22 protein-coding genes are annotated in these 25,795 nt (G+C 62.8%); 9 read left to right on the forward strand and 13 right to left on the reverse strand.

All coding sequences use genetic code 11. The features are described from left to right. Window positions 1–52: 52 nt before the first annotated feature. The gene (locus ACL9RJ_RS06965; RefSeq protein WP_177087894.1) at window positions 53–682 is read left to right on the forward strand and encodes an NAD(P)H-dependent oxidoreductase; all 630 of its coding nucleotides are present in this window, start codon (window positions 53–55) and stop codon (window positions 680–682) included. A gap of 14 nt (window positions 683–696) precedes the next feature. Here ACL9RJ_RS06965 and ACL9RJ_RS06970 read toward each other — a convergent pair whose 3' ends face one another. The 3 genes from ACL9RJ_RS06970 to ACL9RJ_RS06980 all read right to left on the reverse strand — a co-directional run bounded on the left by ACL9RJ_RS06970 (window position 697) and on the right by ACL9RJ_RS06980 (window position 5,091). Then, window positions 697–2,142 carry a SulP family inorganic anion transporter gene (locus tag ACL9RJ_RS06970; RefSeq protein WP_017125245.1) on the reverse strand — a complete coding sequence of 482 codons (1,446 nt, stop codon included), beginning with the start codon at window positions 2,140–2,142 and terminating at the stop codon, window positions 697–699. Window positions 2,143–2,293: 151 nt separating this feature from the next. Next, a complete protein-coding gene (locus ACL9RJ_RS06975; protein WP_017125246.1) occupies window positions 2,294–3,799 on the reverse strand; it encodes an amino acid permease in 1,506 nt (501 codons plus the stop codon). Beyond that, window positions 3,796–5,091: an aspartate aminotransferase family protein gene (locus ACL9RJ_RS06980; protein ID WP_244861745.1), complete on the reverse strand. Its 1,296-nt coding sequence runs from the start codon at window positions 5,089–5,091 to the stop codon at window positions 3,796–3,798. The genes ACL9RJ_RS06975 and ACL9RJ_RS06980 overlap by 4 nt, the downstream gene beginning before the upstream one ends. A 200-nt stretch (window positions 5,092–5,291) precedes the next feature. Between ACL9RJ_RS06980 and ACL9RJ_RS06985 the strand changes: the two genes are divergently transcribed. Then, on the forward strand, window positions 5,292–6,185 hold the full coding sequence (locus ACL9RJ_RS06985; RefSeq protein ID WP_017125248.1) for a LysR family transcriptional regulator: 894 nt from the start codon (window positions 5,292–5,294) through the stop codon (window positions 6,183–6,185). Between the two features lie 21 nt (window positions 6,186–6,206). Here the strand turns inward: ACL9RJ_RS06985 and ACL9RJ_RS06990 are convergent, their stop codons facing one another. Next, window positions 6,207–7,241: a D-cysteine desulfhydrase family protein gene (locus ACL9RJ_RS06990; RefSeq protein ID WP_103032538.1), complete on the reverse strand. Its 1,035-nt coding sequence runs from the start codon at window positions 7,239–7,241 to the stop codon at window positions 6,207–6,209. 188 nt (window positions 7,242–7,429) lie between these two features. Between ACL9RJ_RS06990 and ACL9RJ_RS06995 the strand changes: the two genes are divergently transcribed. Continuing rightward, window positions 7,430–8,356: a LysR family transcriptional regulator gene (locus tag ACL9RJ_RS06995; RefSeq protein WP_017125249.1), complete on the forward strand. Its 927-nt coding sequence runs from the start codon at window positions 7,430–7,432 to the stop codon at window positions 8,354–8,356. A gap of 83 nt (window positions 8,357–8,439) precedes the next feature. After that, window positions 8,440–10,167 carry a gamma-glutamyltransferase gene (ggt, locus tag ACL9RJ_RS07000; protein WP_017125250.1) on the forward strand — a complete coding sequence of 576 codons (1,728 nt, stop codon included), beginning with the start codon at window positions 8,440–8,442 and terminating at the stop codon, window positions 10,165–10,167. Window positions 10,168–10,231: 64 nt separating this feature from the next. Here the strand turns inward: ggt and ACL9RJ_RS07005 are convergent, their stop codons facing one another. The 6 genes from ACL9RJ_RS07005 to rtcR form a co-directional block, all read right to left on the reverse strand. Further along, window positions 10,232–11,779: an ArnT family glycosyltransferase gene (locus ACL9RJ_RS07005; protein ID WP_422765063.1), complete on the reverse strand. Its 1,548-nt coding sequence runs from the start codon at window positions 11,777–11,779 to the stop codon at window positions 10,232–10,234. Next, complete coding sequence (arnT, locus tag ACL9RJ_RS07010; protein ID WP_103032505.1) at window positions 11,776–13,467, reverse strand: lipid IV(A) 4-amino-4-deoxy-L-arabinosyltransferase; 1,692 nt, start codon at window positions 13,465–13,467, stop codon at window positions 11,776–11,778. Before arnT ends, ACL9RJ_RS07005 begins: the two co-directional genes overlap by 4 nt. Before the next feature lie 317 nt (window positions 13,468–13,784). Further along, complete coding sequence (locus ACL9RJ_RS07015; RefSeq protein WP_245222910.1) at window positions 13,785–14,456, reverse strand: histidine phosphatase family protein; 672 nt, start codon at window positions 14,454–14,456, stop codon at window positions 13,785–13,787. Between the two features lie 256 nt (window positions 14,457–14,712). After that, a complete protein-coding gene (locus ACL9RJ_RS07020; protein ID WP_017125254.1) occupies window positions 14,713–15,156 on the reverse strand; it encodes a CBS domain-containing protein in 444 nt (147 codons plus the stop codon). A gap of 195 nt (window positions 15,157–15,351) precedes the next feature. Beyond that, on the reverse strand, window positions 15,352–16,107 hold the full coding sequence (locus ACL9RJ_RS07025) for a YkgJ family cysteine cluster protein (protein ID WP_042935035.1): 756 nt from the start codon (window positions 16,105–16,107) through the stop codon (window positions 15,352–15,354). 123 nt (window positions 16,108–16,230) lie between these two features. Then, window positions 16,231–17,838, reverse strand: coding sequence for an RNA repair transcriptional activator RtcR (gene rtcR, locus ACL9RJ_RS07030; RefSeq protein WP_422765064.1), 1,608 nt, complete (start codon window positions 17,836–17,838; stop codon window positions 16,231–16,233). Between the two features lie 264 nt (window positions 17,839–18,102). On the opposite strand from rtcR, the gene ACL9RJ_RS07035 reads away from it, so the two are divergent. The 4 genes from ACL9RJ_RS07035 to rtcA are packed head-to-tail and all read left to right on the forward strand — an operon-like array spanning window position 18,103 to window position 21,819. Next, entirely contained in the window at window positions 18,103–19,329 is a 1,227-nt protein-coding gene (locus tag ACL9RJ_RS07035) for an RtcB family protein (RefSeq protein WP_042935036.1), read from the forward strand. A gap of 4 nt (window positions 19,330–19,333) precedes the next feature. Continuing rightward, entirely contained in the window at window positions 19,334–19,987 is a 654-nt protein-coding gene (locus ACL9RJ_RS07040; protein WP_017125258.1) for a hypothetical protein, read from the forward strand. An 11-nt stretch (window positions 19,988–19,998) separates the two neighbouring features. Further along, window positions 19,999–20,787 (forward strand): nucleotidyltransferase domain-containing protein, encoded by a 789-nt coding sequence (locus ACL9RJ_RS07045; RefSeq protein ID WP_017125259.1) that lies wholly within the window; start codon window positions 19,999–20,001, stop codon window positions 20,785–20,787. Window positions 20,788–20,796: 9 nt separating this feature from the next. Next, window positions 20,797–21,819 carry an RNA 3'-terminal phosphate cyclase gene (rtcA, locus tag ACL9RJ_RS07050; RefSeq protein ID WP_017125260.1) on the forward strand — a complete coding sequence of 341 codons (1,023 nt, stop codon included), beginning with the start codon at window positions 20,797–20,799 and terminating at the stop codon, window positions 21,817–21,819. A 1-nt stretch (window position 21,820) separates the two neighbouring features. On the opposite strand, the gene ACL9RJ_RS07055 is transcribed toward rtcA, so the two are convergent. The 3 genes from ACL9RJ_RS07055 to ACL9RJ_RS07065 all read right to left on the reverse strand — a co-directional run bounded on the left by ACL9RJ_RS07055 (window position 21,821) and on the right by ACL9RJ_RS07065 (window position 24,035). Then, window positions 21,821–22,726 (reverse strand): helix-turn-helix transcriptional regulator, encoded by a 906-nt coding sequence (locus tag ACL9RJ_RS07055; RefSeq protein ID WP_017125261.1) that lies wholly within the window; start codon window positions 22,724–22,726, stop codon window positions 21,821–21,823. Between the two features lie 69 nt (window positions 22,727–22,795). Then, window positions 22,796–23,491 carry a fumarylacetoacetate hydrolase family protein gene (locus ACL9RJ_RS07060; RefSeq protein WP_017125262.1) on the reverse strand — a complete coding sequence of 232 codons (696 nt, stop codon included), beginning with the start codon at window positions 23,489–23,491 and terminating at the stop codon, window positions 22,796–22,798. Window positions 23,492–23,723: 232 nt separating this feature from the next. After that, window positions 23,724–24,035, reverse strand: a complete 312-nt coding sequence (locus ACL9RJ_RS07065; RefSeq protein ID WP_017125263.1) for a hypothetical protein — start codon at window positions 24,033–24,035, stop codon at window positions 23,724–23,726. A gap of 696 nt (window positions 24,036–24,731) precedes the next feature. On the opposite strand from ACL9RJ_RS07065, the gene hemB reads away from it, so the two are divergent. Next, window positions 24,732–25,706, forward strand: a complete 975-nt coding sequence (hemB, locus tag ACL9RJ_RS07070) for a porphobilinogen synthase (protein ID WP_017125264.1) — start codon at window positions 24,732–24,734, stop codon at window positions 25,704–25,706. Window positions 25,707–25,795 lie beyond the last annotated feature (89 nt).

Genomic DNA, 25,795 nt, shown 5'->3' on the forward strand with positions numbered 1-25,795 from the left:
GAGCATATCAAGGTTCGCCTTTGAGCCGCAATCAACCTGCCGGAGTGTCGCCATGCATGCCCTTATCGTTGTTGCCCACCCTGAACCGCATTCCCTGAGCCACAGCCTGGCTGCACGCCTGGGGGAAGGACTGACGTCGGCGGATGCCGGTCATTCGTTTGAAATCGCCGATCTCGCGGCGGAGGGTTTTGACCCGAGGTATACCGCGGGGGACCTGGCGGTGCATCGCCAGCACGCGGCATTCCCCGCCGATGTGGCCGCCGAACACGTACGGCTTGAGCGCGCCGATGCCCTGGTGCTGGTATTCCCGGTGTACTGGTGGTCGATGCCGGGGTTGCTCAAGGGCTGGATCGACCGGGTGTTCGCCAACGGCTGGGCTTTCGATTTCAGCCTGGACGGACCGTTCGTGAAGAAGCTAGGGCGCCTGCAGGTGCATCTGGTCGGGGTCGGGGGGGCCGACCCGCAGACCTTCGAGCGCCATGGTTATGCCCATGCCATGAAGACCCAGATCGATCACGGGATCTTCGATTACTGCGGGGCGACGGTGGTGACTTCCTCGTTGCTGCTCAACTCGGAGAGCGACGATCCGCAGGCGCACCTGGACACCGCGCGGGCAATCGGCCGCGGTCTGTTTGCCGGCGCCAACCGTCCCGATTTGACCGAAATGGCTATCTGCGGATAAAGGTATCCGGGGTTTCACCCATGCTGGACTCCGGCCCGTTTCAGCAACTGCCTGCAGCGTTCGGACAGGTGCTCGACGCGCAGATGCTTGCCGGCCTTGGCATAACGTTCGCGCAGGCTCTTCAGTGCAGCAATCGCCGAGTAGTCGACGAAGCTCAGGTGGCGGCAATCGAGCACCACTTTCTGCGGGTCGTTGGCGGGGTCGAACAGGTTCTGGAACGGCGTCGTCGAGGCAAAGAACAGCGTGCCGTGCAGGCGATACAGCTTGCTGCCGTCGGCCTCTTCATGGGTGTCGGCATACAATTCGCGGGCGTGCTGCCAGGCGAAGTTGAGCGCGGCGATGAGGATCCCGCAGAGCACCGCCGTCGCCAGGTCGGTAAACACGGTGATCACGGTCACGGCAATGATCACCAGCACATCGTTCAGCGGCACCCTGTTCAGCACCCGCAGTGAAGCCCAGGCGAAGGTCTGCTGGGATACCACGAACATCACCCCGACCAGCGCGGCCAGCGGGATGCGCTCGATCAGCGGCGAAAGAAACAGCACGAACAGCAGGATCATCACCCCGGCCACCACGCCGGACAAACGACCGCGGCCGCCGGAACTGAGGTTGATCACGGTCTGGCCGATCATGGCACAGCCACCCATGCCACCGAACACGCCGGAAACCATGTTGGCCGCTCCCAGCGCCACGCATTCGCGGTCCGGGTAGCTGCGGGTCTCGGTGATCTCGTCGGTGAGGTTGAGGGTCAGCAGGGTTTCCAGCAGGCCCACCAGCGCCATCAGCAGCGCATAGGGGGCGACGATATGCAGGGTTTCCAGGCTCCACGGAATCTGCGGCAGCGTGGGGGCGGGCAGGCCACCGGCGATATGCGCCATGTCTCCGAGGGTACGGGTCGGCAGGCCACAGAGGTAGACCAGCAGGCCGACCCCGAGGATCGCCACCAATGCCGGCGGCACCGCGCGGCTCAGGCGTGGCAGCAGGTAGACGATTGCCATGGTCAGCGCCACCAGCCCGAGCATCAGCGCCAGCGGCTCGCCGCGCAACCAGCCATCGCCGACCTTGAACTGTTCCAGTTGGGCCAGGGCAATGATGATCGCCAGGCCGTTGACGAAGCCGAGCATCACTGAATGCGGCACCATGCGCACCAGCTTGCCCAGGCGCAACAGGCCGAATACCACCATGATCAATCCGCCCAGCAGCACCGTCGCCAAGAGGTACTGCACGCCATGCTGCACCACCAGCGCGACGATCACCACGGCCATGGACCCGGCTGCTCCGGAGATCATCCCCGGGCGTCCGCCGAACAGCGCGGTCAGGGTACAGATGATAAAGGCCCCGTACAGGCCCATCAGCGGGTTGAGGTGAGCGACCAGGGCAAAGGCGATGCACTCGGGCACCAGGGCGAAGGAAGTGGTGAGTCCGGCCAGGACATCGGCGCGTAGACGGGCGGGTTTCATGGTTTACCTGAATTGGGAGCCGGCGGGGGCAAGCGAGGGCAGGGCGAAAAGGAGGGAATGGTACGGAAATACCGACGATGCGACCAGCCCGTTGGCGCGTCCCGGCAATGACAAAGCCCCTCGCGGGGCCTTGTCATTCATCGCCTTCGCATCACCCCAAGCGCTTGGTGCTCGGTCCCGCGGTTCCTTCATTGAGGCGCTTTCTCAGGGATACCACCCACCACAAGGCTCCGACACCCAGGGTGATCCCGGTGGTCAGTGCGCCGGTATGGCTTTCTTCCGGTACGCTCAGGGTGAGGATCACCGCCAGTGCCCAGAGCGCGCCCAGCAGGATCATCGGCAGCAACCAGCGACCCAGGCTGAAGACGCCCTCGGGCGCTTCCGGCATGCGCCCGTTCCTGTAGGCCAGGTAGGCGGCGATCAGGGTCAGCAGGTAGGTGCAGTAGTAGGTCAGCCCGACCATCGAATAGATCGCCGTGACAAACCCGCCGCTGGCTAGGTTGAGCAGTACCGCGATGCCGGTGATCAGTATGATCGCCGCCACCGGCGTGCCGAAATGCGGGTTGATCCGTGCCAGTACCCTGGAGCCGGGCAGCATATTGTCCCGCGACAGGGCGAAGGTCATGCGTGTCGCCACCGCCATGTTGGCGATCAGGCAGGCGAGGATCGAGGCAAAGGCGATCACGATCATCACCGTGCCGGCGGCATTGCCCAGTTGCAGGCGGACGATATTGATCACCGGATTTTCCGACTGCTTGAGCAGGTCGCCGACCGAGCCGGGAATCGCGATGCTCAGCAGGGCGAACACCACGAAACCGAGCACGCTCGATACCACCACCGCGCGGATCATCGCCCTCGGCGCTGCCCGGCGCGGGTCCCTGGTTTCCTCGGACAGGTCCGCCGCGCCTTCCCAGCCGAGCAGTACCGAGACTGGCAACAGGGTGGCCAGGGCCAGGGTGGTAAAGCTGATCTCACCGCCGCTGACCGGTGCCGCCGACGTGAGGATCGCCACGCCCTGGGTGTGCTCGAAGAAGAAAAACACTCCGAAGAACAAGGCCGCTGCCAGCAGCACGGTGCCGATGATCTCGATGATCGCACCGATGTCATTGATCCGCGTCGCCAGGCGGATGCCGCAGATATTCAGCACCCCGACCACCAGTGTCGCGCCGATGCTCAGGCCCTGGATCTGTCCCTGGGTCGGGTTGGCCCAGATCTCCGGTGCGAAGACCGTGCCGATGGCGGCCGACGTCGCGGCGGTCCCGGCGACAAAGGAGATGAAGGCCACCCAGCCGGTAAACCAGCCGAAGTGATTGCCCGCCAGGCGGCTGGACCACTGGTAGGCATAGCCGGTCAGGGGAATGCGCCCGGCCAGGTGGCAGTAGACCATGACGATGCAGCACACCAGTGGAATCACCAGCAGCCAGAGGAGGATGCCGATACCGCCGACCCGGTTGAACGGATCGGCGAACAAGGTCACCACACCGGTGTTGATCGAGACCATCGAAAAGGCCAGGGCGAAAGACGTGAAGGCACTCATGGTGCGGTGCATCTTCTGCTCGTAGCCGAGGCTGGCGAGGTCCGCGTCGTCCTGGGTCATGCCGCTGGCAGGCGGTTCGGTGCCAGCCAGCGGGCGATTGCTTTCAAGGACTGTGCTCATGACCGTTGTTCCTCGATGATACCCAGCACTTCATCCAGTACGTCGAGGGCCCTGGCCAGCAACGGACGCTCGATATCCAGGGGCGGCTTGACCTTGATCAGGTTGCCCAGCCCGGCATAGCGGCTCTCGCCGAACAGCACGCCGCGCTCGACACCCAGGCGATACACCTCGTGGGACTCGCGGCAGGCCGGCTCCTTGGTCGCCCGGTCCTTGACCAGTTCGATCGAGGCCATCAGCCCCGGGCAGCGTACATCACCGATCAGCGGGTGGCGGGTCTGCATCTCCAGCAGGCGCTCGGTGACATATTCCCCGGCCAGCCGGGCCTTCTCGCACAGATCGTCGGCGACAATCGCCTCGACCGCCGCGTAACCCGCCGCCAGCGACACCGGGAAGTGGCCGAACGTCAGCGCCTCTTCACCCTCGTCGAACCAGCGCAGGCGGTCGTCGGCAAGAATGCCGGCGAGGGGGAAACCACCGCCCACGCCCTTGCCGAAGACGATGATATCCGGCACCACATCGTAGTAGTCCGCGGCCCACATGGTGCCCATGCGGCCGAATCCGGTCTGCACTTCGTCGAAGATCAACAGCACGCCGAGGCGGTCGCAGAGCTCGCGCACGCCCTTGTAGTAGGAGCGTGGAAACTCGATATGCCCGCCGTTGCCCTGGATCGGCTCCATCATCACCGCGGCCACGGCGCCGTCGACGCCTTTGACAATAGTCTCTTCCAGCAGGCCGAGACAGAGTTGTGCCTCGAGTTCCGGATCCATGCCCAGGCGTGTACGGTAGGGGTTGGGATGCGGCACGCGGGTAAAGCGCGGCTGGATCGGCAGGAACGGGTTGTTCGGGTGCGGCCAACTGGCGCCCAAGGTCGCCAGGGAGCGGCCGTGGTAGCCGTCCTGCAGGACGATGAGGTTCTGCGCTCCGGGACGATTCTTGAAGGCCAGCTTCATCGCCATCTCGCCGGCCAGGCTGCCATGCAGGGCAAAGCCCATCTGGTTCAGCGAGGCGGGGGAGACCTCACGCAGCTTGGACACCAGCCGGGTATGGGCGGCCGAGCCGAAGTTGGGCCGGATATGGGTCATGTCCCGCAGTTGGGCAATCGCCGCCTCCACCACGCGCGGGTCGTTGGCGCCGAGGTTGTTGGACCAGGCCTGGGCCGTGCAGTCGATGTATTCCTTGCCCTGGTCATCCCAGACCAGCGAGCCACGGGCCTTGACCAGGTTGATCTTGTCGGCCGGATGGGCAACGGCGGTCGGGGCAAGGTTTGTCGGGGATTGGATCACGTCGTTCATCTGCTTATCTCTTTTGTTCGGGGCAGTGTTCGTGGTTTTGCAGTGTCTTGTTCTGGACGCTCGCCTGCATCGAGCTGGATCGATACTAGCGCCGGGGGGCGGGGCTTTAGAAAGACCGATTAGCGGCCGATTAATTGGCACAGCTTATAAGTCGTGCCATGATCGGGTGAGCTGCCGAGGGTTGTCGGGGGAGGGGAAAAATGCTGATCAACGGGGTCGATATCCGCCAGTTGCGGGCGTTTGCCATGGTGGGTGAAGAGCTGAGTTTCGTGAAAGCGGCGGCGCGCCTGCATGTGTCCCAGCCGGCACTGTCGCAGACCATCCGCCAGTTCGAGGGGCAGTTGGATGTACCGCTGTTCGAGCGCAATACCCGCAAGGTGGCCCTGACCGAAGCCGGTGAAGCGCTGCTGCCGCAGGCGCTGGAGATCCTGGAGAAACTGGCGCGGATGGCGCAGACCGCCAGCGATCATGCCGTGGGCCTGCGCGGTTCGCTCAAGGTCGGTTTTCTGATCGGTGCGGGTGTCGACCTGATGCCGCGTATTCTCAGCTCATTCGCCCGGCGCTTTCCCCAGGTCAAGGTGCTGGTCAAGGAGTTCGACTTCTCCGAGCCCCATGCCGGCATTGCCGAGGGCATGGATGTGTCGATCCTACGACCGCCCCTGGAGTTGCCGGAGGTCGAGTTGATCACCCTGGTGGAAGAGGATTGCGTGGCGTGCCTGCCGAGCACCCACCGCCTGGCCGCGCAGGCGTCGGTGAGCATTTTCGATATTCTCGACGACCCCATCGTAGCGGCGCCGGGAAGCAATGTCTGGCGCAGCTACTGGACGGCGGACCAGTATCGCCAGGGCCGCAGTGCCCCGGTCATCCACGAGGCCTCGACGGTCGAGAGCGAGTTGCAGGCGGTGGCTTCGGAGCGCGGGATCAGCATCACGGCGGCGTCCACGGCGCGGTTCTATTCGCGTCCGGGCCTGTCGTTTCCGGTGATCCGCGATATGCCGCCCTGTACGGTGTGCGTGGCCTTGCCGGCCCAGGCCAGCGTGGCGGCACGCAATTTTGCCGAGCTGGCACTGGAGGTCGCCGGGCGGCAGGAGTGATTCCGCCGGCCCGTCGCGGTGCTACGCCGGCTGGAATGTCTGGCGATAGGCATAGAGGCCCGGCGAACCGCCGGTCATCACGAACAGCAGGTTGTCGCCCGGCTGGTGGCGGCCTGCGCGCAGATCGGCGAGCAAGCCGGCCAGGGCCTTGCCGGAGTACACCGGGTCCACCAGCAACCCTTCGCTGCATGCCAGCAGGCGCACGGCCTCCAGCATGGCCTCGGTCGGTGCGCCATAGGCACTGCCCAGCTGGCTGCCGTCGATCCGTATCGACGCCCGTTCCAGTGGCGACTGATGTCCCAGCAGGTCCAGGGTGTCGCGGGTCAGTTGCCAGGTGCGTTCGATCGACACGGCCTCATCGGCGAGCACCGACCAGGACTTCACCACGGCCGCGCCGCGGCCCATGGCTGCGAAGCCGGCCGCCAGTCCGGCGTGGGTCCCGGCACTGCCGTTGGGCACCAACACCTTCTGGAAGCGCAGCCCCAGCCCGGCTTCCTGCTGGACGATTTCCTCGGCGCAACGGGCATAGCCCAGGCTGCCCAGGGCCGTGGAGCCGCCGATCGGGATCACCAGGACCTTGCGCCCGGCTTCGCGCAGTTGCGTGGCCCGCTCATTGGCAACCGCCAGTGAATCGGAGCCGGCGGGCAACAGGTGCAAGCGGGCACCGAACAACTCGTCGAGCAGCCGATTACCGTTATGTTCGTAATCGATGCCGGAAACCACGGCCGATTGCGTCAACACCAATTCGCAGGCGAGTCCCAGTCGGGCGGCGGCGGCGGCCGTCAGCCGGGCATGATTGGACTGCAGGCCGCCGACGGTGATCACGGTGTCGATCTGCTGGCGCAGGGCCTCGCCGAAATGGAATTCGAGTTTGCGCAGCTTGTTGCCGCCACCGCCGAGGGCCATGAAATCATCACGCTTGAGATACAGCCCGATGCCGCTGGCATCTGCCCCCAGGACTTGTTCAAGGCGATGGGCCCGCTGGATCGGGGTCGGACCGTCCAGCAGAGGGGCACGAGGAAAAGAAGCGAGGGTGTTGGCAAGCGCGCGGGTCATGGTCGGGCTCTCGGGGATTTGCCGTTCAGGGTAGGGCCCCATCAGGCCTTGATAAAGACATCACGCGTTTGTTGATTGCTAACCTCGGGTTAGTAATTATCTGTGCGTTCGATGACGAGCCGTTGATTGACTTGCGGTCATCGCCATGCATGATGGCGACCGTGTCCTGGCCCGGCCGAGGGGGAAGTATGAGCAAGCTCAGGCAAATGGAAGTGTTCGTGGCTGTGGTCGAAGCGGGCAGCTTTGCCGATGCGGCGCCGCTGCTGGGGATGTCGGCAGTCATGGTGGGCCGACATATCCAGCATCTGGAGCAGGCTCTCAAGGTCCGCCTGATCCAGCGCACCACCCGCCGCCAGACGGTGACCGCCGAAGGCCGGCTGTTCTACGAGGAAGCGCGGCTGGCCCTCGAACAGGTCAATGCCGCCTTTGCCCGTCTGGAGTCTTCCGGCGACCGGCCCGGCGGCCTGCTGCGGATCACCGCGCCGATGACGCTCGGAGTGGCCCTGGTGGCACCGCTGGTGGCGCAATTCATGAAGGCTTTCGAGGATATCCAGGTCGAGCTGATCCTCGGCAATGAGATCATCGACCTGCAGGAGCGAGCCTTCGACCTGGCGTTCCGGGTTTCGGAGTCGGTGGACGTCAGCCTCATGTCCGTTGCCCTGGCCCCGTACCAGATGCTGATCTGCGCATCGCCCGACTACCTGGCGCGACAGGGCACACCGCTCGAACCGGCCGATCTTTCACGCCATCGAATCCTCACCCATACCTCCTGGCACAACCGCTTTGCCTGGCCATTGACCGATGGCACGGAAGAGGTGCCGTGGCCGGAAAAGGCCGTGCTCAAGAGCAATGACGGCCAGGTGTTGCTGCAGGCGGCGCTGGCCGGCAACGGCATCCTGATGCAGCCGGATTTCCTGGTGGCCGAAGCGCTTGCCGAGGGGCGCCTGGTCCGCCTGCTGGATGCCTGTATCCCGGCGCCCAAGCCCGTGCACATGGTCTATCCGCGCTCGCGGACACCGGTGCCCAAGCTGGACGCATTCGTGGGGTTCGTGTCGCGGCATGTCTGCGCCGGACAGCCTGGTACGGCGAAAAACCGAGGAATTGGTACTAGGTGAATTGTTCCGTAGCGACTACCTTGTAAAGGCCCGCGCAGACAGGCGTCTGCGTTTCCAGCAAATAAAAACAAGAGAGTCGGCTTATGAAGTTTGAACCCCTTGCGCGCTCGCTCCTGGCGACAGCGCTGATTCTGGCTGTTTCTCCCGTCCACGCAGCTTCCCAGGCGCCGGTCGCCGGGGAAAACGGCATGGTGGTCACGGCGCAGCACCTGGCGACTCATGTCGGTGTCGATATCCTCAAGTCCGGCGGCAATGCGGTCGATGCCGCCGTTGCGGTCGGCTATGCGCTGGCGGTGGTCTACCCGGCGGCGGGCAACCTCGGTGGCGGCGGTTTCATGACCGTGCAACTGGCCGACGGCCGCAAGACCTTTCTCGATTTCCGGGAAAAAGCGCCCCTGGCCGCCACGGCCAACATGTACCTGGACAAGGACGGCAATGTCATTCCCGACCTGAGCTCAAAAGGGCATTTGGCCGTCGGCGTGCCGGGCACCGTCTCGGGCATGGAGCTGGCACTGGAAAAATACGGCACGAAAAAACGTGCCGAAGTCATCGCCCCGGCGATCAAGCTCGCCGACCAGGGCTTTGTCCTGGAGCAGGGCGATATCGACCTGTTGCACACGGCCACCGCCGAGTTCAAGAAGGACATCCACGATTCGGGCTCGATCTTCCTGAACAAGGGCGAGCCGATGCAGGTCGGCCAGAAGCTGGTGCAGAAAGACCTGGCCAGGACCCTGCGGGAGATCTCCGCCAAGGGCACCGACGGTTTCTACAAGGGCTGGGTCGCCAAGGCCATTGTCGATTCGAGCCAGGCCGGCAAAGGCATCATCACCCAGGCCGACCTCGACAAGTACAAGACCCGCGAGCTGGCACCCATCGAGTGCGATTACCGTGGCTACCATGTTGTCTCGGCGCCGCCACCCAGCTCGGGCGGCGTGGTGATCTGCGAGATCATGAATATCCTCGAAGGCTATCCGATGGACAAGCTGGGTTATCACTCCGCCCAGGGCCTGCACTACCAGATCGAGGCCATGCGTCACGCCTATGTCGATCGCAACAGCTACCTGGGCGACCCCGACTTCGTCAAGAACCCGGTGGCCCACCTGCTGGACAAGGGCTACGCCGAGAAGCTGCGGGCCGCCATCGATCCGCAGAAGGCCGGGATCTCCAAGGAGATCAATCCGGGCGTGGCGCCCCATGAAGGCAACAACACCACCCATTACTCGATCGTCGACAAATGGGGCAACGCGGTGTCGGTGACCTACACCCTCAACGACTGGTTCGGCGCGGGTGTCATGGCGAGCAAGACCGGGGTCATCCTCAATGACGAGATGGACGACTTCACCTCCAAGGTCGGCGTGCCGAACATGTACGGCCTGGTCCAGGGCGAGGCGAACGCCATTGCCCCGGGCAAGACGCCGCTGTCGTCGATGAGCCCGACCATCGTCACCAAGGACGGCAAGACCGTCATGGTGGTCGGTACGCCGGGTGGCAGCCGCATCATCACCGCGACCTTGCTGACCATCCTCAATGTCATCGACTACAAGATGAACATCCAGGAGGCGGTGGATGCGCCGCGTTTCCACCAGCAGTGGCTGCCGGAGGAAACCAATATCGAGGCCTTCGCACTGAGCCCGGACACGCAGAAGATTCTTGAAGGTTGGGGGCACAAGTTTGCCGGTCCGCAACCCTTGAATCACCTGGCGGCCATCCTGGTCGGCGCGCCTTCCCTCGACGGCAAGCCAGTAGGCAACAACCGCTTCTACGGGGCCAATGATCCGCGTCGCAACACCGGGCTGTCGTTGGGTTACTGATTGAGCCCAGGCGAGCGGCGGGGCCGGCACGTGCAATGCGTGCCTGCCCCGCGCCACCGTTCGTTCAGGGCTGAAGCCCGGGCATCTTCGGAATGTACGCCACGCTGCCATCCTCGTGGTGATGGGCAAGTCGGGCGCCATTGGTGGGCTGGCTGAGCACGACATCATGATCCGCCGCGAGGCCGCTCAAGGGCACCGTATCGCCGCTCCCGAAGCTGCCGACGATCAGTGTGCGTGCCGGGTCCCAGGCGCGGCCGCTGGTCTTTTCCAGCCAGTCGATAAAGGCGTCGGTGTCGCCGTGACGCGGATAGTCCTGGGTCTCCTGCACGTAGTAGAAGGGGGCGCCCTGGTTGTCCAGGTACATCGGCAGCTTGTTGTCGACCTCGATCATGACCACCTGCCATTCATCCCAAGGTGCTCTCTGGCTCGCCTTGGCCCGTACGTCCTCGGCAAACCGTATCGTGCCGCCACCGCCATTGGCCCAGGGGTAGATCATCCCGATGACCAGCAGCAGAAGCAGCGCCGTCACTCCGAACCCCTTGGCCCAACCCGGCCCGCTGACTTTGCCGGCGGCGCGTTTTGCGGCCATGCGCCGGGTTACCCACCAGGCCGCCAGCAACTGGGCGAACGGCACCAGGGGCAGCACGTAGTAGCTGCGCCGGCTGCCGCTGGCGGTGAAGAACACAAACAGCAGGCCCAGGCCCCAGACCAGCCAGCGGGTTTCGGGTTCGATCTGCTTCCATTGGCGCAACGCCAGCCATAACCCGAGCATCCAGCAGGGCGCCCAGGGCAGGGTGTAGGCCGGCAGATAGATCAGGTAGGTGTAGATCGGTTCCATATGATCGAAGGGGTCGAAAAAACGTACGACGTTCTCCTTGAACACCAGCGCCAGGCCGCTTTCGCCATAGGTCGGCGAGCCGTAGAAGTGCGATAGCACGAATGGCACGGCATAGACCCCGGCGGCCACCAGCAGCGCGACGAATACCCGTGGATTGAGATGGCGTTTCCAGCGCCCCTCGACGAGCAGGTGCGGTAACAGCACCAGTCCGGGCAGGACAAAGCCGATCAGCCCCTTGAGCAGCGAGGTCAGGGCCAGTATCAGGAAAAACACCGTGTAGCGGCCCAGCCGCGTATCGTCCGGTCCGCGCCAGTACCACCAGACCGCGGCGAGCACGCCGAACACCGTGAGGATATCGGCGGTCGCCACGCGGGCCCAGAACACGAAATAGAAGGTGGTCGCGAGCATCCAGCCGGCGATCAGTCCGGTGCCCTTGCGCCACAGGCGCTCACCGATCAGGTAGATCAGCCAGACACTCAGCCACGCGGCAATCACCGAGGACAGGCGCAGCGACCAGGGCCCCAGGCCACCCGTCAAGCCGGCACTGGCGGTGATCAGCCAGTAGGAGGGCAGCGGCTTGTCGTAGTAGGGCTGGCCCTTGAGATAGGGGTCGAAATAGTTGCCTGACTGCAGCATCTGCAGGGCAATGTTCGCCCAGCGGGTTTCCGGTCCCCACAGCTCCCGCGAGCCGAGGCCCAGCAGCAGGAGCATGGCCGAGACCACCAACAGCAGTACCAGCGCACCTTTGTCGGTTTTCCAGTAGCCGAGGTTCATGGTCGGGTCTGCGGGAAGATGATGATCTCGAGGTCACCGTCCTTGTAGCGTTTGCCATCCACGGGCAGCAGCGCGATCTCCTGCATTTCCACAACGCTGCGGACCCGCATGACCACCCCGACCGGGCCCTGCTTGCGTGCCTCGCTCATCCACTGGCCGACGCTGTCGAAGGTAACGAGGCGCCCTGCGGCGTCTGGATAATCCAGGCCGTATTTCAGTTCGCCGGCGGTATTGAACAGGTCCACCTGCGGACGTTGCAGGCGCCAGGAGAGGGCGGCTGCGGCGCCGAGTTCGTTGCTCAGCAGGCGGTTGGTCTGGCGCAGTTCGTCGATGTGTTCGGCAATGAACTGGTCGGGCATCTTGTTGTTGATCACGCTCGCCGGCATGCCGGCCGGCAGCAGGGCCACCAGCAGGGCGATACCCAGCGCCGGCATCGCCCACAGCGTGAGCGGTCGCAGCGCCTGCAAGGCATTGGCGATGATCCAGGCCATCAGCATGATGAACACCAACGACAGGTTGAAGACCTCGGCGTGGCTGTTCTCGTAGAGGTAGCGGGTCGCCTGCAGCACGATCAGGCCGATCAGCGCCGCGAGCCCGAGGATCAGGTTGAGCATGCCATTGAGACGCAGCGCCCGGCCCTCGGCCCGGGCCACGCGGTCGATCAGGGCATTGCCCATCATCAGCGCCAGTGGCAGCAGACACGGCATGATGTAGGTCGGCAGCTTGCCCTTGCTGAGACTGAAGAATGCCAGCGGCAGCAGGAATGCCAGCCAGAGGAAGCCGGTGCCGGCCTGGCGTTTTTCCTGCCAGGCCTGCTTGAAGGTCGGGATCAGCATCACTGACCACGGCAGGCACGACACCACCAGCAGCGGCAGGTAGAACCACCAGGGCTGGGCGTGTTGTGCGTTGTTCCCGGCGAAGCGCTGGATATGCTCGTGCCAGAAGAAAAAGTGCCAGTAGTCAGGCTCCTGCGCGTTGACGGCCAGCACCCAGGGCAATGCGACGACAACCGCCACCACCACGGCAATCGGGCCGCACCGCAGCAATTCGCCCAGGCGGCGTTGCCAGATCATGTAGGGCAGGGCGATCAGCACCGGTAGCAACAGGGCGAGAAAGCCCTTGGTCAGGAAACCCATGCCACAGGCCAGGCCCAGTACGGCCCAGGCCCAGAGTCGATGGCGACGTTCCTGGCTGTCGAACGCAAACCAGAAGGCAACCAGGCTCAGGTTCGACCACAGCGTGAACTGCGGATCGAGGTTGGCGTAACCGGCCTGTCCGGCGATCAGGCCGAAACTCATGAACAGCAACGCCGAGGCGAAACTCTTGCGTGGGTCATTCCACAGGCGGCGGGCCATCAGGTACGTCAGCAGCACACTCAGCCCGGTACTGACCGCCGAGGCAACGCGGACCCCGAACAGGTTGTCACCGAAAATCGCCTGGCCGATGGCGATCATCCAGTAGCCGGCGATGGGCTTTTCGAAGTAGCGCAGACCCATGAAGTGCGGGGCGGTCCAGTTGCCGCTCAAGAGCATTTCCTGGCTGATCTGGGCATAGCGGGTTTCGTCGGGAATCCACAGGCCGTGAAACATCATCGGCAGCAGATAGAACATGCCGAAAGCCAGGATCAATACCGGTAGCGACCAGCGCTTGAGGGTGGCGGGAGAGAGAGGAAAGAAGTGCGTGTTCATGAGTCGACCTTAGCGGTATATACCGCCACAAGGGTTTTAACCAAAGATGGAAATTCGGGGGCCCTGATGTTCAACGATCAAGTTGCCCGGTAATCAAATGGTTCAATGATCAGATCCGACAGAGCCTCGACGAACGCCTGCCCGCCGGCGCTCAAGTCCCTTGAAGGACTGGAGGCGGCGGCCGTGACGAGTACGGTGGATCAGGTTCCGACGGTGAGTGGCGCTTCGAACAAAGTTGTCAAAGCAGAATGCATTCAAATAACGACATCTTCCATTGTCCTGATGTTTAAAAGTGCAAAGTGCTTATTACATGCCACTCATATCTTCTTGCCGAGAACGGTTGGCCAGTCTTCGGCATTCATGATTCCAAGCATGTTCAGCTGGCCGTCGGCACCTACGGAAACAAGGACCGAACTGGTGTATTCACTTTTCACCGCGTGCCGGTAACCCAGTTCTTTTTCCAGGTCATCGATACAGCCGCTATGGGTCACCAGCACCAGGTTGCGATGGGCCGCCTTGTGTGCCAGAGCCTCCTCGCCCAGGGCCGGACCGCAGCTGAGCAGCCAGTCGGCGGTGATCGCGGTTTTGCCGAACATCGCCTGTGCGGTCTGGGCGGTTCGGGTGGTCGGACTGCTCAGCACATCGGTATTGCCCATGCCGACGATCTGGAAGGCCTGGCCCACACCGGCCGCGGCGTGGCTGCCCAGGCGAGTGATGCCATCCTCGGGACCCAGGCACGGATTGCTCGAACGATCGCAGCGCTCGGCATGGCGCACCAGCACGATCACGTCGCCGGCTTTCCAGTGAGCGTAGACACCGGCACTGTTCATATGATTCTTGACCGCCAGGTCCAGGGGCGATTTGGGCCACAGGGCGAAGCCGGTCATGACCAAGGCCATGACCGCTACCCCGACCGCCAGGAACATGGACTTGAAGCGGGGCTTGAGGGGGCGCGGCAACACCGGTTGAAGAGCATCAGGGATAACCACACATTCACCCATTGACTGATCTGGCCATTCAGAAAGGGCGTCTGTGCAGACTCGCCCGGAAAGTGACAATCGCCGTCATGCAACTCCAGCGGATGTTGGTGACGACGATGGGAATTTACGGAGGCGCAGGTGGGAGCGAAGTGAAAGCGTTGTGAAAAATTTGGAAGTCCGCCAATCCCCAATGTTTCCGGGACGTTTTGCCTTATCCGGAAACACTTTTGCAGGGGATTGGGGCGGGAGAGGTGCCACGGAGGGACTATTCGCCGCGGATATACTGCTCCAGCTGGCGAATCAGGTCGGCCTGTTCGGCAATGGCTTCCTTGACCAGGTCGCCGATGGACAGCAAGCCGATCAGCTTGCCGCCCTCGACCACGGGCAGATGGCGCAGATGCCTGTCGGTCATGATCCCCATGCAGGTCTCGACATTCTGGTGGGAGTCCACGGTGACGACCGGCGTATTCATGATCTGGCTGACCTTGGTGGCGACCGAACTGAGCCCGTGCAGGATCACCTTGCGCGCGTAGTCGCGCTCGCTGACGATACCCACCACCTCGCCGCTTTCGTTGACCACCGGCAAGGCACCGACGTTTTTCTCGGCCATCCTGATCAAGGCCTCGAACACCGTGTGATCCTGGCGGATCGTGTGGACCTCCTGGTGCTTGCTCTCCTTTTGTTTCAACAGTTCTGCGACAGTTTTCATGGGTGGCTCTCTCATGCGGTTTTCAGGCGGTTCTTTTGACACGGGCACAGTCCATCGCGACCGTTCTTACAGAATCGTAGACGGATCCCGCGAGGACGATGCAGAAAGCGGCCTGTAGACGCTGAAAAAACGTCATTGCCCGGTGTTTTGGCCGGGAAGGCCGCTTTTCACCCGATCAATACTGGGCCGAGCCCTTCAATCGACAGGCTGCAAGGGTATAAAACGATAGTGGCCTGCACCCGATGAAGTGATCGAGGCACCTTGGGCGAGCAATGCCCGGGTGCTGTCTTCATCCGCCAGCTGAAAAGCCCAAGACTGTTGTGCGTGGCGCTCGGGTCGCTGCGCTGCCACCTCTTCGATGGCTTCCAGGAAAGCGCCCATATCGGGCAGATAGGTGGCGAAGCCGTTGCCCTTGAGGGCAGTGGTCGCGATGCCGAGGCGGACACAGATCGCCGCCTTCGCCACGATATCCTCGCGATCGGCCTGGCGCGAACGCTCGATCAGTCTGGCCAGTTCCCGGTCCACCGGTTTTCCGCCGGCGATCAGTTCCGGGCCCTGTTCCCAGGACTCGGGCGGGCAGTCCTTGCGGTCGGTGCGCAAGCTGATATGCGGGTTGATCTCCGCCGGATAGATGCGGCAGACCAGTGGCCGTCGTTCGTAGATGCCGCAGCGATTGTCGGCATCGAGGTGGCGACACGGCCCGTTGTTGTACGCTGCGAACGTCACTGCCAGCCAGGCCCGGGTCGTTCCGCTGGCAACCAGCACGGAACGGCGGTGGGCGTGCTCGAACTGTTCCTCGGCAATGCCGTGACCGCTTTCCAGGAATGCCTCCAGCAGCACTATCACCGTACCGCCATCCGCTGCCCACTGGCGGGATTCGTCGAGGGTCAACGGAACGTAATGGTCATTGCAGCACTTGCCGCAACCCACGCAGGAAAATCGTGTATTGATCAACTCGCCACCTCACCCGGCTCTTTTTTGAACCGACGCGCGAGCGCCGGTCCCCGTGATTGCACGGGGTTTTGCCTGTGGAGGGGCGGGATCATGTTTTGTTACAGGTGGGCCGAAATAAACTCAGTCGGCGCTGTTCAGTTGCTTCCAGTCCAGGCCGAATCGCGCCAGGCATTTGCGCAGGCGGTCGGCGTCGTTCGGATTGGCCTTGGCCTGGCGAGAGGCATTGAACAGCTGGCGCCCGGCATTCGACAGACTGCTGGCGCGGCGGCAGACCTCGATCACGGCATTGAGCTGCAGGCGATCGAACAGGTCGACTTCACCGGCGCTCTCGCCGAGCAGGCGATCCAGGGCATCCTGGGGTTCGGCCAGGCCCCAGGCGCGGCGCAGGCGTTCGATTTCTTCCGTGACCTGGGTTTCATCGATACGACCGCTGTCGGCCAGTGTCGCCATCCGGGTAATCGAGGCCGACAGCTCGCGGAAGTTGCCCAGCCAGCTGGCTTCGCCGGAGCAGGCGAATGTCAGGTAGCGACGTCGGGCTTCAACGTTGAAGCGGGCAAAATGACCCTGTTCCCGGGCGTGGCGTTCCAGTTCGAAATCCAGGTTCGGCTCGATGTCTTCACGCCGCTCGGCAAGGCCCGGCAGGTCGAAGGTCCAGAGGTTGATGCGGGCGTACAGGTCTTCGCGAAACAGGCCCTCGGCAACCCGGCTGCGCAGGTCGCGGTGGGTGCCGGCAATGATCAGGAAGTCGCTGTCGACTTCCTTGTCGGAACCGAGGGGAAAGAAGCGTTTCTCCTCGACGGCCTTGAGCAGCATCGCCTGTTCGTCCAGGCCCAGTTCGCCGATTTCGTCGAGAAACAACAGGCCGCCGTCGGCTGCACGCAAGAGGCCTTCACGACTGTTCTGTGCGCCGGTGAACGCGCCCTTGATATGGCCGAACAGCGCCGACATGGCGCCGTCGCCGCGCAAGGTGGCGCAGTTGACCTCGACAAATCGTCCTCGGACCTGGTGTCGGTTGCGCTTGAGCTCATAAATGCGTCGGGCAAGAAAGGACTTGCCGGCGCCGGTTGGGCCGATCAGCAGCATTGGCGCGCGGGAGCGCACGGCCACCCGCTCGATTTGCTCGATGGTGCGGTTGAAGGCGGCGTTGCGGGTGGCGATCCCGGATTTGAGGAAAGCCAGGCCTTCGAGGCGCTTGTGGCTGAAACGCGTGGCGATCCGATCATAGCGCGACAGGTCGAGGTCGATCAGCGTGTGGGTGCCGATGGCTTGCCCTTCGATGTCCAGGCGCCGTGCCGGGGCGGTCTGAACCAGTCGCGCGGGCAGGTAGCGGGCTTCGGTGAGCAGGAACCAGCAGATCTGCGCGACATGGGTGCCGGTAGTGATATGCACGAGGTAGTCCTCATGCTCGGTATCGAAGCGGTAGCCGGTGGTGAAATCATGCAACGCGGCGTACACCTCCTCGAAATCCCAGGGGTTGCGCAACGTCATGGGATGCAGGCGCACTTCGGTTTCTGGTGATACCTGGCGGATATCGGCGCTGACCCGTTCGGCCAGGCTCACGTCCCGGGCATCGCTACCGTGGATCAGTTCCAGGCGGTGCACCAGCAAGTCCGGCTGCTGACACAAGCCGACGCTCGGCCGCCAGTGGCTCCAGCGGTTGGCGCCCTTGCCGACCCGGTCGAGGTTGGAGCCGATAAAGCCGATGGTGACGCAGCACTTGCTGGGCATCTTATACTCAAGGATAAAAGACGATATTTGATGATAGAAAAAATTAGCATTGTCGTCACGGATAAGATGCCATTAAAAGGCGTATAAAATAAAAAACATATATAAAACAATTAGTTATTAGTGTTTTTTCGAGATTGATGAAAATTGGCATCCTGCCTGCAATAAGCCTGTCAGCGGGCAAGACGGCAAGGCGCAAGCAGCCAGGTACTTGTCGCCGCTCAATCAGGACAGGGCCGTGATCTCGGCCATCAGGAAATGAAGAATATGCAAGACCAGACCTACACCTTGCTCGAAGTCGCCAACGGCAAACCGATCAAACTCTGGACCCAGGGCGTGCCGGTCGAGCCCGAGGCTCGTGAGCAACTGATGAACACGGCGAAGATGCCGTTCATCTTCAAGCACATGGCGGTGATGCCGGACGTACACCTGGGCAAGGGCTCGACCATTGGCAGCGTGATTCCCACGGTGGGCGCCATCATCCCGGCGGCGGTCGGCGTGGATATCGGCTGCGGCATGATCGCCGCGTGCACCTCGCTGACCGCCAGCGACCTGCCTGACAACCTGCAGGGGCTGCGCACCGCTATCGAACGGGCAGTGCCCCATGGCCGCAGCAGTACTCGCGCTGGTCGGGACAAAGGCGCCTGGGACAATGTCCCGACTCCGGCCGATCTGGCGTGGTCGGCGCTGGAGTCACGATTCAAGGCGATCACCGACAAGTACCCGAAGCTGGAAAGGACCAACCACCGCAACCACCTGGGGACCCTGGGTTCGGGCAACCACTTCATCGAGGTTTGCCTGGATGAAGCAAACCGCGTCTGGTTCATGTTGCACAGCGGTTCGCGGGGTGTCGGCAACGCCATCGGCAACCTGTTCATCGAGCTGGCCCGGGCCGATATGCGCGAGCACATCGCCAACCTGCCGGATCGGGATCTGGCGTACTTCGAAGAGGGTAGCCAGCACTTCGACGATTACGTCCAGGCGGTCGGCTGGGCCCAGGATTTTGCCCGCCAGAACCGTGCGGTGATGATGCAGGCAGTGATCGCAGCGACACGCCAGGTGATCCGCAAGCCGTTCGACGTGGCGCTGGAGGCGGTGAACTGTCATCACAACTATGTGCAGAAGGAACGGCATTTCGGCGAGGAAGTCCTGGTGACCCGCAAGGGCGCGGTATCGGCGAAGAAGGGCGAACTGGGGATCATTCCCGGTTCCATGGGCGCCAAGAGTTTCATCGTCCGAGGGTTGGGCAACGAGGAGTCGTTCTGCTCCTGCAGCCATGGCGCTGGCCGGACCATGAGCCGTACCAGGGCCAAGCAATTGTTCACCGTCGAGGACCAGATTCGCGCGACAGCCCATGTGGAGTGCCGCAAGGACGCCGCGGTGATCGACGAAATCCCGATGGCCTACAAGGATATCGATCAAGTCATGCACGCCCAGCGCGAGCTGGTGCAAGTGCTGCACACCTTGCGGCAAGTGGTGTGTGTAAAGGGGTAGGACGATGACTGAGCATGCGTTCGGGCTGAGTGTCGCGCAGCCGCAAAGAAGTGCCGCGTTGCGCGAGCGAATGAATGAGGCTGGTTGTGTATTCGAGTTTGTGGTGTCGGAGGTAGCGCCGGGAGTGTCACCGGATGAATCGTTGCATCGACACGCATTGAGGTTGCTGCATGAGCAAATCATGACGATGGCCATGGCGTGGCATCAGCAACTGATTCGGCAGCCGCAGCATAGGGATCGTGCGATACCGATCGTGACCTGGGATCTCGATCAAGCAAAGGCGGTGCAACTGGAGAAGCGATGGGTACGAAGTCTGGTGCGGGGAGGGCCCGTGGAGGAGGAGGGGCGCGGTCTGTACCAGGCCTTTTGTGATCCTCCATACGGCACAAGATTTTCCGGCGGCGAGGAGCATGCTCAAGCACTCTTTCAAGAGTGGATGGACCTGCTTGGATTCTGCGAACAGGACGATATCGTGGTGTTGAACTGGGTCGATGGCTGTCTTGCGGATCTACAGGCAAGCGTCGACAGCCCTGCCGACCGCGTGCCCTGGAGTGACTACTTTGACGCGGGTCTGGAATGGTGGGGGATCTGGTGCCTGACCGTCTGGAGTCCTGAGCGTCGTACAGTGAGTGCATTGGTGGCCAGCGCCACGGATTGAAAGGAAAGAAAATGGAATGCTCGGATCGTCACCCGCTGGACAGCGTCATGCGCGCCCGGGTGTTGGAAGAACTCGCGCGGATAGAGCGCGAGCGCAATGTGAAGGTGCTGTATGCCTGTGAGTCGGGTAGTCGTGCCTGGGGCTTTGCGTCGGCGAATAGCGATTACGATGTGCGTTTTGTCTATGTGGAAAAGCCGGACTGGTTTGTCCAGGTCAGCGACGCGCGGGATGTGATCGAGCGCCCCCTGGACGACGAACTGGATATCAGCGGATGGGAACTGCGCAAGACCCTCGGATTATTGCGCAAGTCCAACCCGACCTTGCTCGAATGGCTCGACTCGCCGCTGGTGTACCGCTGCGAAGCATCCGCGACCGCTTCGCTACGGGAGTTGGCAGAGGCGTTCTACAGTCCTCCGGCGGCACGTAATCATTACCTGTCGATGGCCAGGAAGAACTTTCGCGGCTACCTGCAGGGCGACACGGTGCGTTTCAAGAAGTACTTCTACGTGCTGCGCCCGCTACTGGCCGTGCGCTGGATCGACATGGGGCTGGGACGGCCGCCGATGACATTCGAAACCCTGCTTCAGACGGTCGACGACCCCCTGTTGCTGGCGGAGGTCGACGACCTGTTGCGGCTCAAGCGCATTGCTGATGAAGCGGCTTATGGTCCGCGGCGCCCGGCGCTGCATGGCTTCATCGAGGCGCAACTGGAACGTCCGGTGCCGGTATTGCCGCGTACGAGCGAAGACGATAGACGTCTGGACCAGTACCTGAGGGCGATGGTCCACACTTATGCATGAAGGAAGGGTATGGAAAGGGAAGTGATCGAACTGGACGGCGCGATGGGCGGCGGCCAGGTGTTGCGCAGTGGGCTCAGCCTGTCGATGGTGACGGGGCGGGCGCTGCGGATCACCAATATTCGCGGGCGGCGCAGTCGGCCCGGCTTGCTGCGCCAGCACCTGACGGCGGTGCTGGCCTCGGCCGAGGTCTGCGGGGCGCAGATGGAAGGCGCGCAACTCGGTTCGCAAAACCTGTATTTCGAACCAGGACCGATTCGTGGCGGCGACTTCCGCTTCGCCATCGGTACCGCCGGGAGCTGCACGCTGGTACTGCAGACGCTGTTGCCAGCGTTGCTCCAGGCGCCGGAGCCGAGCCGTGTGCTGATCAGCGGCGGCACCCATAACCCGTTGGCGCCGCCGTTCGAGTTTTTCGAGCGTGCTTGGTTGCCGCTATTGCGGCGAATGGGGGCGAAGGTCGAGCTGCAGCTCCTGCGTCATGGTTTTGTACCGGCCGGTGGCGGAGAGCTGGAAGCTTTTATCCAGCCCTCGATATTGCAGGTGATGGAACTGAACGAGCGCGGCGCCGTGCTTGGAAGCGAAGCTCGGGTATTGATCGGGGGGATTGATGAATCGGTCGCCGAGCGCGAACTGTCGAGGATTGGCCGGCGCCTGGATATTCCTCGCGAGTCATGCCTTACGGAGCGGGTCGATTCGGCTGCAAGTCCCGGCAACGTGCTTTTGCTGGAGTACCGTTGTGAGCAGGTAACCGAGGTGTTCAGCGCATTCGGACAAGTCAACCTGCGTGCCGAGGCCGTCGCCGATGTGGCGGCCAACGCTACCAGGCACTGGTTGAGCAGCGGTGCCGCAGTAGGCGAGCACCTGGCCGATCAATTGCTGTTGCCCATGGCATTGGCGGGCGGCGGGAGTTTTACCACGCCGGGTATGACCGAGCATCTGCACAGCAATATCCGCGTGATCGAAGCCTTCATGCCTCTCAGGATTGCCTGCGCGACGACGGCGGATGGCGTGGTGCAGGTTGAATGTAGAGCCTGATTCAGGGTTCTTGCCGGCGGCGTCGGAACTGACCCGGCGGCAGGCCCTGGGTGGCCTTGAAGCGGCGTGAGAAGTAAGCCTCGTCGGCGAATCCACACAGTTGGGCTATCTGGCTCACCGGTCGGTCGCTGTTGAGCAGGTGGGTGCGTGCCAGGTGCATGCGGCGTTCCAGGACCAGTTCCGAAAAGGTGTTGCCGGTTTCCTTGCGCAGCAGGTGAGTCAGGTAGTTGGGTGACAGAAAGGCTGCTTCGGCGGTGTCCTTGAGGTTCAGCGCCGGGTCGGCGATATGCTCGCGCAGATAGCGGGAGACCCGCGCCAGGGCATCGCGCCGGCCGCGTCGGGCGGCCTTGTTCGCCGACAGGGCGAGCAGTTCCTCGGCGTACAGGCTGCAGACCTTGCCGGTCAATTGCAGCAGGCAGCCCTTGAGGGCCTGGCGGGTGCCGAGGTCGCGCCCCTTGTCCAGTTCGCGCATTTTTTCCAGCAGGTCGAGGACTTCGGCGAAGTCATGATCGGCGAGGATGAAGTCCAGGTGTTCCTGATGCTGGAACGGCGACAGCTCCGGCAGGTCGTGGATTGAAAGGTCTTCCAGGTCCAGCGGATCGCAGTCCAGGTGAGGCAGGAAAAACGCCTGGGAAAAATTGATCAGGACAAAGTTGCCGTCTTCCGGGTGCGGGATCAGGTGCAGGCGATGGGGCAGGATGAAAGCCAGCGCCTGGTGCGGATAAGGCCGGATGGCACCACCGATGTGCTGCACGGTATCGCCGCCAAGGTTGATCTGGATCTGGAAGTAGTCATGCCGGTGCGGGGTGACGATGGCCGGGCGGGCCTGCTTGTCGCGGATATAGAAGTCCGGGCGGTCGCTGCGTTGCTGCATGCCATAGGTGCGCACACGGGAAGGGCTCGGCATCGACACGGTCCTTGATGGCTGAAACGGGATATCGCCATTCTAGGGTAATGACGACATCCCGGTCACCGATCAACGCTGGCCGATGGTCAACTCGAAGCTGGCGATACCCTCGATCCCCGCGCTGACCCGGTCGCCCGCCACCAGTGCGCCGATGCCCGCCGGCGTGCCGGTGAAGATCAGGTCGCCGGCCTGCAGCTCGACCGAATGCGACACATGGCTGATCACGTCGCGGACCGACCAGATCTGGTCCCCCAGGTCGCCGCGCTGGCGCTCGACATCATTGACCTTCAGCCAGATGGCACCGCTGTCCGGATGGCCCAGTGTCGAGGCCCGGCGCAAGGCGGTGCAGGGGGCCGACCGGTCGAAGCCCTTGCCCCAGTCCCAGGGCCGGCCGAGTTTCTTGGCCTCGGTCTGGATGTCCCGGCGGGTCAGGTCGAGGCCGACGCCGTAGCCCCAGACATGGGCGAGTGCGTTGGCCGGGTCGATCGCCGTGCCGCCCTCGCCGATAGCCACCACCAGTTCGATTTCGTGGTGCAGTTCCCGGGTCAGGGGCGGGTAGGTGATCACGCCCGTGGCAGGCACCACCGCATCGGCGGGCTTCATAAAAAAGAACGGCGGTTCGCGGTCGGGATCATGGCCCATTTCCCGGGTATGTTCGGAGTAGTTGCGGCCGACACAGAACACCCGGCGGATCGGAAAACGTGCCGACTCGCCTTCGACGGCCAGGGATGGGATGGCGTGGGGGGCGAATACATAATCGCTCATGGTCTTTCTCCTCGTGGAAATCGGGCCGTCTTCATTGGCGAAGGCTTGCTGGCCATGGCTCAAGTCTGGAGGAGCAGGGGCGGCGGAACTTGGACAAATCCAGCAGGCTCCTGGATTTTCCAAGGCAGTGGTGCGCGGTCGAGGACCGGGACGGACTGGCAGAAACACAGAACCCGGCAATCGCCGGGTTCTGTGTGATTCATCCAGTGCGCTGCTCGCTGGCAGCGAGCTGTCAGGCGCTCTTCGCCAGGGCCAGGTGGGAAGCCCATTCGGCGTTCAGTGCTTGCAGGACACGGCCCATGAAGTCCTTGTCCGCTGCGGCTTTCTTGCCGACGTAGCCCTGGCCGCGACGGTACATCCTGAGGCAGGCGAACAGCTCGGGCCGGGCCTGGGTGAAGGCGCGCTCATCGGTGTAGGGCGAGCGGGCGTCGAGCCGGACATCCCCGGCCTGGTTGATCCAGAGGATATGGTCGTCGTGGCTGTCCTTGCGCGATGCGAACAGTCGAGCCAGTTCATCGATAGTCGGTTGATTGTTCAGATTCATGTTAAAGCCCCTTTGACCACTCGTTAATCTGTCTGGTTTACGTGTGCATCGTTGCCAAGACGGCGAATTGCTGCGGTGCCCTGCGCGGACAGTGGTGTCCGTGAAGCATGGCGCCAGCCCTGGTGTGATCGTGTAGCGCGGGTGAAACCCTGCTACACGGGGTTTCAACGGCAACGTTCCAACGAGAAGAAACAGCAGCGCAATCCTTGAACGGCGCCGACGACAGTAACGAAGTCAGCCACAAGCATTTTGAGGACGTTAGGCCGGTGTTTCTCGCCCGTTGAGGCGATCACGACAGGTCAGCTTCATCAATCTGCCTTGTGGGCAGTACAGATCCGGAACAGCTCGACGGCTTGTCGAGCCTGTTGTAACAACAGCTTTTGCAGCGCTCCCGATCGGGGAGGCAGGTCCATCATGCAAGTGTGCAAAGCGGGCGTCAATCATTTTGTAGTGAATATTTTCAAGCACTACATATTGCAAATCGGCAATTTCCTACAACATTGGAAAAGGGCCAAATGGACGAAATATGACCGGCTGGTCCTGGTTTTACCGGGTTTTAGGGGATAACCCTTGTGTTTGCTGGTCGGCGCACTGTTACAGCCTGCGCAACAGAGATTTTTCGATCTGCCCATGTAAAACGGTGGGGTACTGCCCTAAGCTCGGCGGCTTCTGAAACCGTCTGCCTCAGGAAACACGATGTCCCAGCTATTTCCGACCACGCGTCTGCGTCGACTGCGCCGAAACGAAAGCCTGCGCGGCCTGTTCCAGGAAACCGAGTTCAGCCTCAACGATCTGGTCCTGCCGATTTTCGTCGAGGAGGGCATCGACGATTTCGTGCCCATCACCAGCATGCCCGGGGTGATGCGCATTCCGGAGAAGAAGCTGGCGAGCGAGATCGAGCGCTACGCCCGGGCCGGGATCAAGTCGGTGATGACGTTCGGCGTGTCCCATCATCTGGACGCAACCGGCAGCGATACCTGGAACGAGCAGGGCCTGGTGGCGCGCATGGCGCGGATCTGCAAGGACACGGCTCCGGAAATGGTGGTGATGTCCGATACCTGTTTCTGCGAGTACACCTCACACGGCCATTGCGGCGTGATGCACGGCGATGCGGTCGACAACGATGCGACCCTGGAAAACCTCGGGCGCCAGGCGGTGGTGGCGGCGCAGGCGGGGGCGGATTTCATCTCGCCGTCCGCGGCCATGGACGGCCAGGTCCGGGCGATTCGTAGCGCCCTGGATGCCGCCGGCTTTATCGACACCTCGATCATGGCGTACTCGACCAAGTTCGCCTCGGCGCTCTACGGGCCGTTTCGCGAAGCCGGCGGCACAGCGCTCAAGGGCGATCGCAAGGCCTACCAGATGAACCCGATGAACCGTCGCGAAGCGGTGCGTGAGTCACTGCTGGACGAACAGGAAGGCGCCGATGCGCTGATGGTCAAGCCGGCCGGGGCCTACCTCGACATCATCCGCGATGTCCGCGAAGCCTCGCGCCTGCCGCTGGCGGCGTATCAGGTCAGTGGCGAGTACGCGATGATCAAGTTCGGCGCCCTGGCCGGGGCCATCGACGAACATCGCGTGGTTCGCGAAAGCCTCGGAGCGATCAAGCGCGCGGGCGCAGATATCATCCTGACTTACTTCGCGATGGACATCGCCCGCGACGGAATCTGAATCGCGTTGACGTTGCATCGCCGTTGCCCGGTTTGTGTGTTCACGGCAGGCGAACAATCGACAGGCCTGGTGGCGTTAGGCTGTGCCCC

Origin of the sequence: Pseudomonas sp. Mn2068 (genome assembly GCF_049319725.1) — a bacterium.
GTDB lineage: Bacteria > Pseudomonadota > Gammaproteobacteria > Pseudomonadales > Pseudomonadaceae > Aquipseudomonas > Aquipseudomonas gingeri.

Bases quoted from the DNA above. Each gene is read 5' to 3' on its own strand.
- rtcA (WP_017125260.1), top strand. From the start codon at position 20,797: ATGGAAAGGGAAGTGATCGAACTGGACGGCGCGATGGGCGGCGGCCAG.
- rtcR (WP_422765064.1), bottom strand. From the start codon at position 17,838: ATGCCCAGCAAGTGCTGCGTCACCATCGGCTTTATCGGCTCCAACCTC.
- ACL9RJ_RS07035 (WP_042935036.1), top strand. From the start codon at position 18,103: ATGCAAGACCAGACCTACACCTTGCTCGAAGTCGCCAACGGCAAACCG.
- ACL9RJ_RS06995 (WP_017125249.1), top strand. From the start codon at position 7,430: ATGAGCAAGCTCAGGCAAATGGAAGTGTTCGTGGCTGTGGTCGAAGCG.
- ACL9RJ_RS07020 (WP_017125254.1), bottom strand. From the start codon at position 15,156: ATGAAAACTGTCGCAGAACTGTTGAAACAAAAGGAGAGCAAGCACCAG.
- ACL9RJ_RS06965 (WP_177087894.1), top strand. From the start codon at position 53: ATGCATGCCCTTATCGTTGTTGCCCACCCTGAACCGCATTCCCTGAGC.
- ACL9RJ_RS06980 (WP_244861745.1), bottom strand. From the start codon at position 5,091: ATGAACGACGTGATCCAATCCCCGACAAACCTTGCCCCGACCGCCGTT.
- hemB (WP_017125264.1), top strand. From the start codon at position 24,732: ATGTCCCAGCTATTTCCGACCACGCGTCTGCGTCGACTGCGCCGAAAC.
- ACL9RJ_RS07065 (WP_017125263.1), bottom strand. From the start codon at position 24,035: ATGAATCTGAACAATCAACCGACTATCGATGAACTGGCTCGACTGTTC.
- ACL9RJ_RS06970 (WP_017125245.1), bottom strand. From the start codon at position 2,142: ATGAAACCCGCCCGTCTACGCGCCGATGTCCTGGCCGGACTCACCACT.
- ACL9RJ_RS06985 (WP_017125248.1), top strand. From the start codon at position 5,292: ATGCTGATCAACGGGGTCGATATCCGCCAGTTGCGGGCGTTTGCCATG.
- ggt (WP_017125250.1), top strand. From the start codon at position 8,440: ATGAAGTTTGAACCCCTTGCGCGCTCGCTCCTGGCGACAGCGCTGATT.
- ACL9RJ_RS07040 (WP_017125258.1), top strand. From the start codon at position 19,334: ATGACTGAGCATGCGTTCGGGCTGAGTGTCGCGCAGCCGCAAAGAAGT.
- ACL9RJ_RS07055 (WP_017125261.1), bottom strand. From the start codon at position 22,726: ATGCCGAGCCCTTCCCGTGTGCGCACCTATGGCATGCAGCAACGCAGC.
- ACL9RJ_RS07005 (WP_422765063.1), bottom strand. From the start codon at position 11,779: ATGAACCTCGGCTACTGGAAAACCGACAAAGGTGCGCTGGTACTGCTG.
- ACL9RJ_RS07045 (WP_017125259.1), top strand. From the start codon at position 19,999: ATGGAATGCTCGGATCGTCACCCGCTGGACAGCGTCATGCGCGCCCGG.
- ACL9RJ_RS06975 (WP_017125246.1), bottom strand. From the start codon at position 3,799: ATGAGCACAGTCCTTGAAAGCAATCGCCCGCTGGCTGGCACCGAACCG.
- ACL9RJ_RS06990 (WP_103032538.1), bottom strand. From the start codon at position 7,241: ATGACCCGCGCGCTTGCCAACACCCTCGCTTCTTTTCCTCGTGCCCCT.
- ACL9RJ_RS07060 (WP_017125262.1), bottom strand. From the start codon at position 23,491: ATGAGCGATTATGTATTCGCCCCCCACGCCATCCCATCCCTGGCCGTC.
- arnT (WP_103032505.1), bottom strand. From the start codon at position 13,467: ATGAACACGCACTTCTTTCCTCTCTCTCCCGCCACCCTCAAGCGCTGG.